The 14,168-nt window shown below is 70.1% G+C and carries 14 protein-coding genes and 1 pseudogene; 5 read left to right on the top strand and 10 right to left on the bottom strand.

The window, feature by feature from the left end; translation table 11 throughout:
* Window positions 1-78 precede the first annotated feature (78 nt).
* Together AMK29_RS05680 and AMK29_RS05690 are read right to left on the bottom strand one after the other, a co-directional pair.
* Window positions 79-747, bottom strand: coding sequence for a DUF6230 family protein (locus AMK29_RS05680; RefSeq protein ID WP_073808459.1), 669 nt, complete (start codon window positions 745-747; stop codon window positions 79-81).
* A gap of 602 nt (window positions 748-1,349) precedes the next feature.
* Entirely contained in the window at window positions 1,350-2,321 is a 972-nt protein-coding gene (locus AMK29_RS05690; RefSeq protein WP_198942185.1) for a tetratricopeptide repeat protein, read from the bottom strand.
* Between the two features lie 297 nt (window positions 2,322-2,618).
* Between AMK29_RS05690 and AMK29_RS05695 the strand changes: the two genes are divergently transcribed.
* Window positions 2,619-3,242: a TetR/AcrR family transcriptional regulator gene (locus AMK29_RS05695; RefSeq protein WP_073808462.1), complete on the top strand. Its 624-nt coding sequence runs from the start codon at window positions 2,619-2,621 to the stop codon at window positions 3,240-3,242.
* 72 nt (window positions 3,243-3,314) lie between these two features.
* Here AMK29_RS05695 and AMK29_RS05700 read toward each other — a convergent pair whose 3' ends face one another.
* The 3 genes from AMK29_RS05700 to AMK29_RS05710 form a co-directional block, all read right to left on the bottom strand.
* The gene (locus tag AMK29_RS05700; protein WP_073808465.1) at window positions 3,315-5,015 is read right to left on the bottom strand and encodes an acyl-CoA mutase large subunit family protein; all 1,701 of its coding nucleotides are present in this window, start codon (window positions 5,013-5,015) and stop codon (window positions 3,315-3,317) included.
* A gap of 71 nt (window positions 5,016-5,086) precedes the next feature.
* A complete protein-coding gene (locus tag AMK29_RS05705) occupies window positions 5,087-5,419 on the bottom strand; it encodes a DUF3817 domain-containing protein (RefSeq protein WP_073808467.1) in 333 nt (110 codons plus the stop codon).
* 43 nt (window positions 5,420-5,462) lie between these two features.
* A complete protein-coding gene (locus AMK29_RS05710) occupies window positions 5,463-5,972 on the bottom strand; it encodes a MarR family winged helix-turn-helix transcriptional regulator (RefSeq protein ID WP_073808470.1) in 510 nt (169 codons plus the stop codon).
* Window positions 5,973-6,129: 157 nt separating this feature from the next.
* On the opposite strand from AMK29_RS05710, the gene AMK29_RS05715 reads away from it, so the two are divergent.
* On the top strand, window positions 6,130-7,143 hold the full coding sequence (locus tag AMK29_RS05715; protein ID WP_073808473.1) for a glycoside hydrolase family 6 protein: 1,014 nt from the start codon (window positions 6,130-6,132) through the stop codon (window positions 7,141-7,143).
* Between the two features lie 33 nt (window positions 7,144-7,176).
* Here the strand turns inward: AMK29_RS05715 and AMK29_RS05720 are convergent, their stop codons facing one another.
* From AMK29_RS05720 to AMK29_RS05740, 5 genes and pseudogenes are all read right to left on the bottom strand, one after another.
* Window positions 7,177-9,138 carry a kelch motif-containing protein gene (locus tag AMK29_RS05720; RefSeq protein WP_073808476.1) on the bottom strand — a complete coding sequence of 654 codons (1,962 nt, stop codon included), beginning with the start codon at window positions 9,136-9,138 and terminating at the stop codon, window positions 7,177-7,179.
* A 3-nt stretch (window positions 9,139-9,141) separates the two neighbouring features.
* Window positions 9,142-10,956 carry a glycosyltransferase family 2 protein gene (locus AMK29_RS05725; protein ID WP_073808479.1) on the bottom strand — a complete coding sequence of 605 codons (1,815 nt, stop codon included), beginning with the start codon at window positions 10,954-10,956 and terminating at the stop codon, window positions 9,142-9,144.
* 185 nt (window positions 10,957-11,141) lie between these two features.
* Window positions 11,142-11,223 (bottom strand): annotated as a pseudogene (locus AMK29_RS37875) (TetR/AcrR family transcriptional regulator); the annotation flags it as partial.
* 89 nt (window positions 11,224-11,312) lie between these two features.
* Complete coding sequence (locus AMK29_RS05735; RefSeq protein ID WP_073808485.1) at window positions 11,313-11,606, bottom strand: MTH1187 family thiamine-binding protein; 294 nt, start codon at window positions 11,604-11,606, stop codon at window positions 11,313-11,315.
* Window positions 11,603-11,956: a DUF3817 domain-containing protein gene (locus AMK29_RS05740; protein ID WP_073808487.1), complete on the bottom strand. Its 354-nt coding sequence runs from the start codon at window positions 11,954-11,956 to the stop codon at window positions 11,603-11,605. The genes AMK29_RS05735 and AMK29_RS05740 overlap by 4 nt, the downstream gene beginning before the upstream one ends.
* Window positions 11,957-12,063: 107 nt before the next feature.
* Between AMK29_RS05740 and AMK29_RS05745 the strand changes: the two genes are divergently transcribed.
* The 3 genes from AMK29_RS05745 to AMK29_RS05755 are packed head-to-tail and all read left to right on the top strand — an operon-like array spanning window position 12,064 to window position 14,134.
* Window positions 12,064-12,702: an AIM24 family protein gene (locus AMK29_RS05745; RefSeq protein ID WP_073808493.1), complete on the top strand. Its 639-nt coding sequence runs from the start codon at window positions 12,064-12,066 to the stop codon at window positions 12,700-12,702.
* Window positions 12,702-13,352 carry an AIM24 family protein gene (locus AMK29_RS05750; protein ID WP_030553572.1) on the top strand — a complete coding sequence of 217 codons (651 nt, stop codon included), beginning with the start codon at window positions 12,702-12,704 and terminating at the stop codon, window positions 13,350-13,352. Before AMK29_RS05745 ends, AMK29_RS05750 begins: the two co-directional genes overlap by 1 nt.
* Window positions 13,349-14,134 (top strand): AIM24 family protein, encoded by a 786-nt coding sequence (locus AMK29_RS05755; protein ID WP_073808496.1) that lies wholly within the window; start codon window positions 13,349-13,351, stop codon window positions 14,132-14,134. Before AMK29_RS05750 ends, AMK29_RS05755 begins: the two co-directional genes overlap by 4 nt.
* Window positions 14,135-14,168: the final 34 nt, after the last annotated feature.

A 14,168-nucleotide genomic window follows, 5' to 3' on the forward strand; every position in this document is an offset into this window, starting at 1 on the left:
CTGTGAAAGGTGGAGAAGTGGTGCTGACGACCGGAGCGGGCGGGGCCGTACGGGACGGCCCACGCCCTCCGGACCCGGTCAGTCCTTGAAGCACTCCTGGGACGTGCCCCGGTGAAGGGACAGGCTCAGGTTCGGGAGCTTGAAGGTCGCGGCGGTGGTCGCCCACGCCTTCTGCTCGACGTCGTTCAGCACGGCGTTCTCGGCGCGCTGGCCGAAGCCGTACGGGTTCGCCTTGGTGTTGGGCTGGATGCCCGGCTTGCCGGGGATCGGCTTGCCGTCGGGGCCCGTGTTGAGCGCGCCGGCCGCGACGCCGATGTCGATGTTCCTGAACTCGGCGTTGGTCTTGAGGTCGGAGACATCGAGGTAGATGTCCTCGGCGTAGACCTTGTCCTTGCCGGTACCGGCGGTGAGCCGGAGCGTGACGTCGCCGACGAACGGCACCTTCGGCGTCACGACCGACTGGCACATGTTGGTGATCCAGGCCTTCGAGAAGCCCGAGACGGCGACGGGAGCCGCGAAGGCGTTGCCTTCGAGGTCCTTACCGCCGTTGACGCTGCCGTACTGGACGAAGTCCTCGCCGACGAGGCTCTTCGCCTTAACCTTGAACTCCTGGCCGGAGATGCTGAAGGACGCGGCGAGCGCGCCCTGGGCCAGTCCGACGCCGATCGCGGCCGTCGCGGCCACACTCGGGACCATGACGACGGCGAACCGCTTCCATCTGGTTCCGCCACGCACCTGGGACTTCATGAGAATTCCTCCTTCTCGGACGTACATCTCCGGAAGGGCCCTGGGCCCGTCCTGGGATGGGAGAAGAGCTACGTCCTCGGGAAGGAGAGCGCCGAGGCATCAGGCGGCGCGATGCGCGTCCGAATCACCGGCGATCACCCCCGAGCGACAACCATGGGCCGCGCCTTTGAACGCGGCCTGATTGGACAGGCCCCACTCGGTGAGAGCGGGAACCCCCCTGTCCACGACCGGTGCCGGAACACCGGTCCGCCCGGTGGGGACCCTCGCCGCGATCCCGGTTGGTTGCCGGGGTGGTGCGGTTCGGACCGAGCGTCGCCGATCGTGGTCCATTCCGCGCCGTGACACAAGGGGGTTCGTTACTGGCTAGTAACGGGTGGATAACCGGGCCATGGCGGGACGGGGCCGAACGGGCACAGAGGGTACGTTCGACTGCGCCGGAATGTCCGGAGATCGCCGCATGAATGCGGACAGAAGACCAGGTTCGATTTACTGCAAGTAACAGCGGCCGCGATTACCAAGATTTGGTAAAGCGCGGCCGCCTTTTGTCACTGTGTTGCCAAATCGTCAGGCGATCCGGCGCCCCGGGCAGGGCTGAAAACGCCTCAGAACAGCACCCGGGCGAGCGCCTGGCGCGCCGCCGTGACCCTCGGGTCGTCGGCACCGATCACCTCGAACAGCTCCAGGAGCCGCAGCCGCGCCGCGTCCCGGTCCTCGCCCGCCGTGCGGCGCACGGTCTCCACGAGGCGGCCGAAGGCGTCCTGCACATGACCGCCCACCAGATCGAGGTCGGCGGCGGCGATCTGCGAGGTCACGTCGGCCGGGTTCTCCGCGGCGTTCCTGCGGACGGCGGCGGGGTCCAGGTCCTGCACGCGGGCGAGCAGTTCGGCCTGGGCCAGACCGAGCTTGGCCTCCGGGTGGGCCGGGTCGTCGGCGAGCACGTTCTTGTACGCCTGGACCGCACCGGCCAGGTCACCGGCGTCGAGTGCGGACAGGGCCGCTTCGAGGAGGGCGTCGTACGGGCCGGCCAGCGGCTGCCGGTCGGCCGCGGCACCCTCGGAGGCGTCCGCGTCGACGACGATGCCGGTGAGGCCGAAGCGCTCCTCGCCGATCTGGATCAGCTGGTCGAGCGTCTCGCGGATCTGGGCCTCGGGCACCGCGCCCTGGAAGAGCGGCAGCGCCTGACCGGCGACCACCGCGAAAACGGCCGGAATTCCCTGGATACCGAACTGCTGCATCAGCATCTGGTTGGCGTCGACATCGATCTTCGCGAGCAGGAAGCGGCCGTTGTACTCGACGGCGAGCCGCTCCAGGAGCGGGCCGAGCTGCTTGCAGGGCTCGCACCACTCGGCCCAGAAGTCGAGGACGACCGGGACCTCGGCGGAGCGCTGGAGCACATCGCGCTCGAAGCCCGCCTCGTCGACGTCGATCACCAGGGCGGACGGCGCCACCGCCGCGGAGCCACCCTGTCGGGCGGCTTCGGCGCGCACCTGCTCCGCCTTCGCCTTGGCCTCTCCGGCCGCCTTCACCGCGGCGAGATCGACGACGCCGCTCATGGACATGTTTCGGGGCTGCATGCGTACATCCTCCCCCTTCCGCGCGCGTAACCGGTAAGCCATGGCTGAACCGTGCCGTCCGCACGTCTCCCGCCGGTGTGCGAGACGTGGGGCGACACGGTCCTTCGTCTTCGGTTCGCGCCGGGTCCCCACCCGGCGCATGGTTGTCGCTCAGGCCGCTCAATGCCTTTCGCTACAGGTCGTAGCGTAACTCTCCGGGGTGATCCGGGGGGAGACCGCGGGCGGGATCCGTTCGGTGAACTGCCTCACACGCCGGGCCTCTGGCGCCGTACCTACCGGCGGGTATGGTCGACGTTCATGTGTAGCCGCACCGACCGCCGCAGCCGTCCAGGGCGTCCCCGCTCCCCCGAGGCCGACACGGCCATCCTGGAGGCGACCCGCGCGGCCCTGGTCGAGCTGGGCTGGTCCAAGCTCACGATGGGGGACGTCGCGGGACGCGCCGGGGTTGCGAAGACGACCCTCTACCGCCGCTGGGCCAACAAGAACGAGCTGGTGGTGGACGCCGTCGCCGTCCTCTTCGACGAACTCGAACTGCCGGACCTGGGTTCCCTCCAGGCCGACATCGAGCATGTCGTGCTGCAGTTCGCCACCCTCCTCGAACGCCCCGAGACGAAGACGGCCCTGATGGCGGTGGTGGCGGAGTCGACCCGCGACGAGCCGCTGCGCGAGCGGATACGCGCCTCGATCGTCGACCGGCAGAAGCGGCTGGTGCTGGAGGGCCGAATGCGGGCGCAGCGGCGCGGTGAGCTTCCGGCGGACCGCGACCCGGTCGTGGTGGACGCCACCGACGACCTGATCTTCGACGTGATCGCGGGGGCGGTCGTGCACCGGGCGCTGGTGAGCGCGGAGCCGGTGGACGAGCCGTGGGTGGCGCGCCTGTCCGCACTCCTGGTGGGCGGTCTGGGCGCGGTGGCCGGCTGACCCGGGCCGCGGAGTACGCATGAGGGGCGGTACGGGAGTCCCGTACCGCCCCTGAGCTGTCCGGGGTGTGGGTCAGAAGCCCGGCGGCTCCGTGTAGACGCCCCACTCGTCCCTGAGGGCGTCGCAGATCTCGCCGAGCGTGGCCTCGGCGCGTACGGCGTCGAGCATCGGGGCGATCATGTTCGAGCCGTCCTTCGCGGCCGCGAGCATCGCGTCGAGCGCGGCGCGGACCTTGGCGTCGTCGCGGCGGGCCCTGCGCTCGCCGAGGATCCGGACCTGGTCCCGCTCGACCTCGTGGCTGACCCGCAGGATCTCCAGGTCGCCGGTGACGGAGCCGTGGTGGACGTTGACGCCGACGACCCGCTTGTCCCCCTTCTCCAGGGAGCGCTGGTACTGGAAGGCGGACTCCGCGATCTCGCCGGTGAACCAGCCGTCCTCGATGCCGCGCAGGATGCCGGAGGTGATCGGTCCGATCGGGTGCTGCCCGTCCGGGTGGGCGCGGCGGCCGCGCTCCTTGATCTGGTCGAAGATCTTCTCGGCGTCGGCCTCGATGCGGTCGGTGAGCTGCTCGACGTACCAGGAGCCGCCCAGCGGGTCGGCGACGTTGGCGACGCCGGTCTCCTCCATCAGGACCTGCTGGGTGCGCAGGGCGATCTCGGCGGCCTGCTCGCTGGGGAGCGCGAGGGTCTCGTCGAGGGCGTTGGTGTGGAGGCTGTTCGTGCCGCCGAGGACGGCGGAGAGGGCCTCGACCGCGGTGCGCACGACGTTGTTGTACGGCTGCTGGGCGGTGAGGGAGACGCCGGCGGTCTGGGTGTGGAAGCGGAGCCACTGCGCCTTGTCGGTCGTGGCGCCGTACACCTCCTTCATCCAGCGGGCCCAGATGCGGCGGGCGGCGCGGAACTTGGCGATCTCCTCGAAGAAGTCGAGGTGCGCGTCGAAGAAGAAGGAGAGGCCGGGGGCGAAGACGTCGACGTCGAGGCCGCGACTGAGGCCCAGCTCGACGTAGCCGAAGCCGTCCGCGAGGGTGTACGCGAGTTCCTGCGCGGCCGTCGCCCCGGCCTCGCGGATGTGGTAGCCGGAGACGGAGAGCGGCTTGTACGCGGGGATGCCCTGCGCGCAGTGCTCCATCAGGTCGCCGATGAGACGCAGGTGCGGCTCGGGCTCGAAGAGCCACTCCTTCTGGGCGATGTACTCCTTGAAGATGTCGGTCTGCAGGGTGCCGTTGAGCACGGCCGGGTCGACGCCCTGGCGCTCGGCGGCGACCAGGTACATGCAGAAGACGGGGACGGCGGGGCCGGAGATCGTCATCGAGGTGGTGACGTCGCCGAGCGGGATGCCCTGGAAGAGGACCTCCATGTCGGCGGCGGAGTCGATGGCGACACCGCAGTGGCCGACCTCGCCCAGGGAGCGGGGGTCGTCGGAGTCGCGGCCCATGAGGGTGGGCATGTCGAAGGCGACGGAGAGGCCGCCGCCGCCGGCGGCCAGGATCATCTTGTACCGCTCGTTGGTCTGCTCGGCGTTGCCGAAGCCCGCGAACTGGCGGATGGTCCAGGTCCGGCCCCGGTAGCCGGTGGCGTGGAGTCCCCGGGTGAAGGGGTACTCGCCGGGCCAGCCGATGCGCTCGAACCCCTCGTAGGTGTCGCCGGGGCGGGGCCCGTAGACGGGCTCGACGGCGTCGCCGGAGAGCGTGGTGAAGTCGGCGTCCCGCTTGCGGGCCTTGTCGTAACGGGCCTGCCAGCGACGGCGGCCTTCCTCGATGGCGTCAGCGTCCATGCTTCAAATTTACTAGGACGTCCTAGTAAATGTCGATGGCAAACCCCCGCACATGTGTGCGGGGGTGGGGGTTACGCCTGGGCCGGAGCCGGCCGCGCGCCGCTGACCAGCGGAAGGGTCTCCGCGACGATCTTGCGCTCGACGAAGAACGCGGCGAGCGGGATCGTGCCGCTCACCAGGACCCACAGGAGCTTCCCGAACGGCCACTTCGCCTTGGAGCCCAGGTCGAAGGCGAAGACGAGGTAGATGATGTAGAGGACACCGTGGGCCTGGGAGACCGCGAAGGTCACGTCCTCGCCCATGTCGAACCCGTACTTGAAGACCATGCAGGTGCACAGCACGAGCAGCATGACGGCGGTCACGTACGCCATGACGCGGTAACGGGTCAGCACACTGGATTTCATGCCGTCGAGCGTAACGGCACGTTCCGGGCGATCTTCGCGCGGGTCAGCTCTCGTCGAAATCCCGCGCGCTCACGCGGAGCGGGCGCAGCATCGCGAAGATCTCACCGCACTCTTCGGCGTCGTACGCCCCCAGCCCGAAGTCCATCTCCATCAGGTCCCGGGTCGCGGCCTCGACGACCTCGCGGCCCTTCTCCGTGATGGTCGCGAGGGTGCCGCGGCCGTCGTTCGGGTTGGGGCGCTTGGCGACGAGACCCGACCTCACGAGGCGGTCCACCGTGTTCGTCACCGAGGTGGGGTGGACCATGAGCCGCTCGCCGATCTTCGACATCGGCAGCTCGCCCGCCTTCGAGAAGGTGAGCAGCACCAGGGCCTCGTACCGCGCGAACGTCAGCCCGTACGGCTTGACGACGGCGTCGACCTCCGCCAGCAGGATCTGGTGGGCGCGCATGATCGAGGTGATCGCGGCCATGGAGGGGACCGGGCCCCAGCGCTTCTGCCAGAGCTCGTCGGCTCGGGCGATGGGGTCGAAGGGGAGACTGAGCGGCTTCGGCACGCGACGACCTTACCGACTGGTCATATGCCGGTCAGCCCCGTCTCGCCTTTCGGTCGCCCGCGGCCCGGTGTCGCGGACCGGAAGCCGCTGACCGTCATGTCACGATAGCCCGGATTCCTGTGGAAAATCCTGTTCCGTACCCGAGCCTGGGGGCCGGATGTCCCGCCGCACCGTCACCGCCGTCGCCCTGACCCTCGTCTCCGCGCTGCTCCTTGCGGGTTGCGGCCAGGACGAGCCCCGGACGGGCCCCGTCGGTCCGCCGTCCACGCGCGGGTCCGCGGCCCCCGCGAGCGGCTCCCCGTTCTGGGTCGACCCGGAGAGCGACGCGGCCCGTCAGGTCCGCCGGTACGAGGCGCAGGGCAGGACCGAGGACGCCCGGGTCCTGAAGCGGATCGCGGACCGGCCGGTCGCGGAATGGCCGGCCGGCGAGGATCCCGTACCGGACATCACGCGGGCGGTCCGGGGCGCGGCAGCCGCCAACCGTACGGCCGTCTTCGTCGCGTACAACATCCCCCACCGCGACTGCGGGATGTACTCGGCCGGCGGCTCGCACGACGCTCAGGCCTACCGGAACTGGATCGACTCCTTCGCCGCCGCGATCGGGGAGGCCTCCGCGATCGTCGTCCTGGAGCCCGACGCGGTGCCGCACGTCGTGGACGGCTGCACCCCGGCCCAGTACCACGACGAGCGGTACGGGCTGCTCGCCGGCGCGATCGAGCGGCTCAAGCGGCAGCCGCGCACCCGGGTCTATCTGGACGCGGGCAACCCGGCCTGGATCGACGACCCGGGCAAGCTGGTGGAGCCGCTGCGCCGGGCGGGTGTCGCCCGGGCCGACGGCTTCGCGCTCAACGTCTCGAACTTCCAGCGGAACGAGACCGTGCGGGCCTTCGGCACCCAGCTGTCCGGGCTGCTGGGCGGCACCCACTTCACCGTGGACACCAGCCGCAACGGCGCCGGTCCGCTGCCGGGTGACCGGGAGGAGGCCTGGTGCAATCCGCCGGGCCGGTCCCTCGGTGTTCCGCCGACGGACAGGACCGGGGACGAGCTGGTCGACGCGTATCTGTGGATCAAGCGCCCCGGCGACTCGGACGGCACGTGCAGGGGCGGCCCGGAGGCGGGGACCTGGTGGCCGGAGTACGCCCTGGGCCTGGCGCGCAGGGCGACGTCCTAGACGCCCCCCCAGCCCCCTCCCCGAGCCGGCGCGTCACTCCACCCGGATCCAGTGGGCCTCGGACGGGATGCCGTTCGTGTCGGTGACGAAGAGCATGTACCAGCCGGGCGGGACGAGGGTGCGGTCCTGCGGGACGTCGACGGTGACCGTCATCCCGTCCGTGCTCTTCGTCAGGCCGAGCGCGACGGAACGCTGCTCCACGTCGGTGGTGTGGGTGACGGCGCTGGGCCGCATCAGCCGGGCCTTGGCGATCCGGCCGGCGTCCTTGGTCTTGAAGGTGGCCCGCCCGTTCTGGTCGAGTTCCGCCGAGCCCTCGCCGAGGACGGGCCGGTCGGCGCCCGCCCGGTGGAGGTAGGGCGGGGTGAAGACCTCGATGCGCTGTTCGAAGGTGCCGAGCCTGGTGTTGTCCTTGTCGTCGAAGAGCGGGTCGGAGCCGAAGGTGGCGACCCGGCCGTCGGGGAGCAGCAGCGCCTCGGAGTGGTAGTTGCGCCCCACCGTGGGTTCGGCCGCCTCGACGAAGGCGTTGGTCCTCGGGTCGTAGAACTGCGCCTTGAGGATGTCGCTGCCGCTGCGGCCGCGGTAGTCCTCGGAGCCGCCGGTGGTGAAGACCGTGTCGTCGGGCAGCAGGACGCTGCTGAGGTAGCGGGTGCCCTGCGGGAGCGCGGGCCCGTCGGTGAAGACGGGGTTCTCCGCGGAGAGGTCGACGATGGCGGTGCGGGCGGTCGACTTCGACGACTCGCCCACCCCGCCGCCGCCGAGGACCATCACCTTCTGGTGCTGGACCGGGGGCAGCATCAGGGAGGCGGACGTCTCCAGCTGGTCGGGGTCGGTGAGACCGCCGAGCTTGGTGAAGGAGTTCTTCCTCAGGTCCCACAGGCCCGGTTCGCGGCCCTTCTCCGCCGGGCCGTAGCCGGCGTTGGAGCCGCTGTAGAGGAGCTTGCCGCCCTGCACGAGGAAGAGGGAGGGGTAGGTGGGGAAGTAGCGGAAGGGCCCCTTGGACCACGTCCTGGTGGCCGGGTCGTAGATCTCGTTGTCACCGGGGACGACGTCGCCGACGTCGTTGAGACCGGAGACGGCGAGGACCTTGCCGTCCGCCAGGGTGACGAGGGTCGGGTACCAGCGGGCGTCCTTCATGGGGGCGACCGGGATGTACTTCTCGGCCTTCGGGTCGAACTCGTAGGCGCTCCTGATGCCCTGGAAGTCCTGCTTCTCGGTGGTGAGCTTCTGCGCGAGGCCGTAGACGTTGTCGGCCTCCTCGCCCTTGAGGCCGACGATCTCGTACTGCGCGGCCTCGGTGGTGAGGGCCTCCGGTCCCTCCTTCCGCGCCTCGACGAAGACCCTGGCCTCGGCGGCGGTGACCTTCGTCCGCCACGGCTTCATCTGGCCGCTCTTGAAGTACGAGATCTCGAACTCGCGCTTGGCCCTGGGGACGGTCACGTCGACCTTGGAGACGTACTCGACCCCCGACGGCGAGCGGAAGACGGTGCCCTTCTTCAGGGTGACCGCCTTGTCGGGGCTCTCGTTCTTGACCCGCATGCCGCCGCCGGCCTTCTTGACCTCGCCGTTGAGGACCTCGTACCGGGCGGTGCCGCCGGCGACGAGCAGCCGCCCGTCGGGGAGCTGGGTGTGGCCGGCGCAGAAGAAGTCCTCGGGGGTGGGGATGTTCTTGAAGGTGTTCTTCACCGGGTCCCACAGGACGGTCTGGAAGGTGCCGGCGTCGAAGTTCTTCTGGCTGTTGCCCGAGCCCGCGATCAGCAGCACCTTGCCGGTGTGCAGCAGGGCCGCGTGGATGGCGTTGACGCTGTACGGGGCGGGGACGTCCACCGGTGCCCAGGAGCCGAAGGCCCGCTTGTAGCCGGGCTGGGCGATCTTGTACGCGTGGTACTTCGCCTCGGCGAAGGAGACGGCGGCGGGGGCGTTGAGCGCCGCGAGGACGAGGACCGCGCCGCTGCCGAGGAGCGTCTTCCTGAACTTCTGGGACGGCCGGTAGGCCATGGCTCAGTTCCCTCCGGTCGTCGTGGGGGCCGGCGCGCTGGGGGTGGACGGCAGGGCGGCGGCGCGGAGTTCGACTCCTTCCCGGGCGTCGGCGAGACCACGGGCGCGGACCCGGGCGAGGGCGTGCTCACGGACGCGCAGGGCGCGCCGCTCCCTGACGGTGGTGAAGGCCCAGACGGAGACAGGGGCGAGGGCGATGAGGAGGGCGAGGACCGCCCAGGTGCGCATCGCCGCGTGGGTGTGTCCCTGGTGCACGGAGGCGGCGAGCGAGGCGACGAGGACCACGGCCCAGGCGAGGTGGATCCGGAAGGTGAGGACGCGGTCGGGGCTGGCGGCGCCGCCCTTGGGGGTGACGACGAAGCGGCCGCTGGTGCGGAGCACCGCCGAGCCGAGGGAGGCGAGGTAGATGGGGGCGGAGAGCGCGGACATCGCCATGCCGGCGAGACCGCCGGAGCCCTCGGGCTCGTGGGGGGAGACGTTGTGCCGCCGGTTCCAGAGGTAGAGGCCGATCTGGAGGGCGACGGCGTCGCTGTAGATCATCAGCCACACCGAGGTGGAGACCTGGGTGCCGGAGGCGCCGAACCACAGGTAGAGGGCGCAGCTGAGGATGCCCAGGAGCCAGTTGACGGCCGTCATCGGGTAGTAGACGAGCATCAGGGTGTAGTTGAGGAGGCGGCCCGGAGGCATGCGGAAGGGCGCCTTCCAGTACTGCGTGACGATCGTCTCGTACGTGCCCCGGGACCAGCGCAGCTGCTGGGTGAAGAAGTCGGTCCAGGAGGCGGGGCCCTCACCGACCGCCAGGACGTCGGGGGTGTAGACGGAGCGCCAGTAGCGGCCGGTCTGCGGGTTCCTCCTGCGGTGCAGCTCGAAGCCGGTGGCCATGTCCTCGGTGACGGAGTCGCACAGGCCGCCGATCCGCTTGAGGGCGGAGATCCGGACGACGTTGTTCGTGCCGACGAACATGGGCGCGTGGTAGCGGTTGCCGGCGCGCTGGATGAGGGCGTGGAAGAGGAACTGCTGCGACTCGGCTGCCTTGGTGACGAGGCCGGTGTAGTTGCCGTAGACCTGCGGTCCGACGACGAAGGCGACGTCGGGGTCGCGGAGGTAGCCGAGCATCCGCTCCAGGAAGTCGGGGAGCGGGACGTGGTCGGTGTCGACGGAGGCGAAGAAGTCGTAGTCGTCACCGTGCATGGCGAGCCAGGCGTTGTAGTTGCCGTGCTTGGTCCTCGCCTTGTGCGCGCCCTTCGTCCGGTTCCACTCGGGGACGCCGGCGCGGGTGAAGTGACGTACGCCCAGTTCGGCGCAGAGCGCCTTGGCCTCGTCCGAGTCGCCCTCGTCGAGGAGCCAGACGTCGAGCGTTCCCTCGTGCCGCAGCCTGGTGGCGCCTTCGAGGGTGGCGCGGACCATGGAGAGCGGTTCCTTGCCCGGGACGTACGTGGTGAGGAAGGCGACGTGGGTGCCCGGCTCGGCGTACACGGGTATGGGGTCGCGGGCGACCATGGTGGCGTGGGCGATCGACGTGACGTTCACCAGCATGAAGAAGCAGATGAGCCCGATCGACCCGAGCATCACGGTGTCGAGGCGGACGAGCCAGGGGTCGCCTCCCTCGCGGACGGTCCAGTGGCTGGGCCAGACGAGGTACGCGAGGAGCAGCGCCGAGAGGAGCGGCGCGAGGCTCATGAGGAGGACCGCCCGTATGCGGTGCGGCTCCTTGGAGAGGAGGCTCCGGTACCGCACGGTGTAGGCCACCGGGTCCGGTTCGGTGAGCGGGCCGGCGAGTCTGCTGTAGGTGGCGTAGTCGTAGCCTTCCGGCCGCACGGTGCCTCCAGCTGTCGTCGAACATGTCGATACCCCCACGAAAAGGGACATCGTTCGGCGTGTCGACCGGAGTCGTCCGAGTGAGGGTTTCTACCGGGTACGCCTGCCCTGCCGCCGAAGCGCGTACGTGACGGCCTTCCGGGCCACCGGGTTCAGCTCCTCGACGGCCGCCGTCAGCGCCCCGAGCTGCTGCTCGGCGCCGCGCCGGCAGGCGGCGGCGAGCAGTTCGTCCACGGAGCCGAGGTGGTAGAAGACCGGCGCCTGGTTTCCGTCGCTCAACCATCGGGCACGAAGAAGCCCCCGGCCTGTGACCAGGACCGGGGGCTTCGCCGACGATGCGGCGTCAGGGGGCGGGGTCAGGCGCCGAGGTGGCGCTCCACCGTCTCGACCTTCGAGGTCAGACCGTCCGTCACACCGGGGCGGATGTCGGCCTTCATGACCACCGAGACGCGCGGCGCACGGGCCTCCACGGCGGCGACGGCGCGCTTCACCACGTCCATCACCTCGTCCCACTCACCTTCCACGGAGGTGAACATGGCGTCGGTACGGTTCGGCAGGCCGGACTCGCGGACGACCCGGACGGCGTCGGCGACGTACTCGCCGACCTCCTCCCCCACGCCCAGCGGGGTCACCGAGAACGCGACGATCACGCCTTCACCGCACCCTCGGCGCTCGCCGCGCGGGCGCGGGAGGCGATGACCGCGTCCTCGGCCTCGCGCTTCAGCTTCCGCTCGGCGTAGAAGCCGCCGAACGGCAGCACCGAGAGGACGAAGTACAGGGCGGCGGTGCCGAGGCTCCACCTGGTGCGGTTCCAGGCGTCCAGCCAGAACAGGACGTAGAGGACGAACAGCACGCCGTGGACCGCGCCCATCACCGGAACCGCGTTGAAGTCCGTCGTCCGCTTGAGTACCGAGCAGACCAGCAGGAGCAGGAACGAGACGGCCTCCGGCGCGGAGACGAGCCGGAGCCGGTGGAGCGAGGAAGCGGTCTTGATGTCCACGGAGGGGGTCACCTTCGTTCGATCTTGTGAACGGATGCACAAGGGCCCGTCCATTGTGCACGCCGACTTTGCTGTCTCTTTATCCGGGTCCCCAGTACCTTCGTCGCGTGGCAACGTTCCGACTCCAAGGCAGCAAGGTGCTCGCCGTCTCGATGACCGGCGACGCCGTCAAGGCGAAGAACGGCTCGATGGTCGCCTATGACGGCCAGATGGCGTTCAAGAAGATGAGTGGCGGCGGTGAGGGCCTGCGCGGCATGGTGACCCGCCGGCTCACCGGCGAGCAGATGGAGGTGATGGAGGTACGCGGCCAGGGGACCTGCTGGTTCGCCGACCGGGCCTCCGAGATCAACCTCGTGTCCCTGCACGGCGACAAGCTCTGGGTCGAGGCGAGCAACCTGCTCTGCACCGACGCGGGGCTGCGCACCGGCACGACCTTCACCGGCCTGCGCGGCGGCGCCACCGGCAACGGCATGTTCACGACCACGGTCGAGGGCACGGGCCAGGCGGCGATCATGTCCGACGGCCCGGCGGTCGTGCTGCGGGTGACCCCGCAGTACCCGCTCCAGGTCGACCCCGGGGCGTACATCGCGCACCAGGGGAACCTCCAGCAGCACTTCCAGTCGGGTGTGACCTTCCGCACCTTCATGGGCGAGGGCGGCGGCGAGGCCTTCCAGATCCGCTTCGAGGGCGACGGCCTCGTGTACGTCCAGCCGAGTGAGCGGAACACCGTCGGGGGTGACGTCTGATGCCGTTCCGTGAGATCAACTCGAAGATGGTCGAGGCGACCGTCATCCCGGGGCAGCGGATGTTCAGCCAGCGCGGCGCGATGCTCGCGTACCGCGGGGACGTCACTTTCACGCCGAACATGGCGGGCGGTCAGGGCGGCCTGATGTCGATGATCGGCCGCCGGGTGGCCGGCGAGGCGACTCCGCTGATGACCGTCGAGGGCAACGGCACGGTGATGTTCGGGCACGGCGGCCACCACATCCAGGTGATCGGCCTGACGGGCGACACCCTGTACGTGGAGGCCGACCGGCTGCTGGCCTTCGACGGCACCCTGGAGCAGGGCACGATGTTCATGGGCTCGCAGGGCGGGGTCATGGGCATGGTCCGCGGCCAGGTCACCGGCCAGGGCCTCTTCACCACCACCCTGAAGGGGCACGGCGCGGTGGCCGTCATGGCGCACGGCGGGGTCATCGAGCTGCCGATCACGCCGGGCCGCCCGGTGCACGTGGACCCGCAGGCGTACGTGGCCCATCACGGCGACGTGCGGAACAAGCTGTCGACCGCGCTCGGCTGGCGCGACATGGTGGGGCGCGGCTCGGGCGAGGCGTTCCAGCTGGAGCTGAGCGGCAGCGGCGCGGTGTACGTCCAGGCCTCGGAGGAGAAGCTGTGAGCACCCCGGTGATCCACGACCCGGCGACGCTTCCGTCGGACGACAACGTGAACCCGTACACCTTCTGCGTGGAGCTCAAGGGCTCCCAGTGGTTCCTGCAGAAGGGCAAGATGATCGCCTACTACGGGCGGATCGAGTTCAACGGCATCGGGCACGGGCGGCTCGACCGGCTGGTCCGGACGTCCTTCCACTCGCCGCTGCACGCGAGCGACTGGGTGGTCGCGGAGGGCAGCGGGAAGATGCTGCTCGCGGACCGGGCCTTCGACGTGAACTCGTTCGACCTGGACGAGGGCAACCTGACGATCCGTTCGGGCAATCTGCTGGCCTACCAGCCGACGCTGGCCCTGAAGCAGTCGATCGTGCCGGGCTTCGTGACGCTGATCGGCACGGGCAAGTTCGTGGCCGCGTCGAACGGCCCCGTGGTCTTCATGGAGCCGCCGATGCGGGTGGACCCGCAGGCGCTGGTGGGCTGGGCGGACTGCCCGTCCCCGTGCCACCACTACGACCACGGCTACATGACGGGCGTGATGGGCGGCGTCCGGGCCCTGACGGGCATCGGCGGCACCTCGGGCGAGGAGCACCAGTTCGAGTTCGTGGGCGCGGGCACGGTGCTGCTCCAGTCGACGGAGCTGCTGATGGCGGAACGCGCGATCGGCGGACCGCCGGCACAGGCGGGCGTCCCGGGCGGCCACGGAGGACATGGTTCCGGCCAAGCGGCCCAGGGCTCGGCCCCGCGCCTTCCCGGCCAGCTGGGGGACCTCCAGCGTCGTTTCGGGCTGTGAGCGGTAGTCTGCGGAGTGTGACGCCCTCGAACGC

Source organism: Streptomyces sp. CB02261, from assembly GCF_001905665.1.
In the GTDB taxonomy this organism is placed as follows: domain Bacteria; phylum Actinomycetota; class Actinomycetes; order Streptomycetales; family Streptomycetaceae; genus Streptomyces.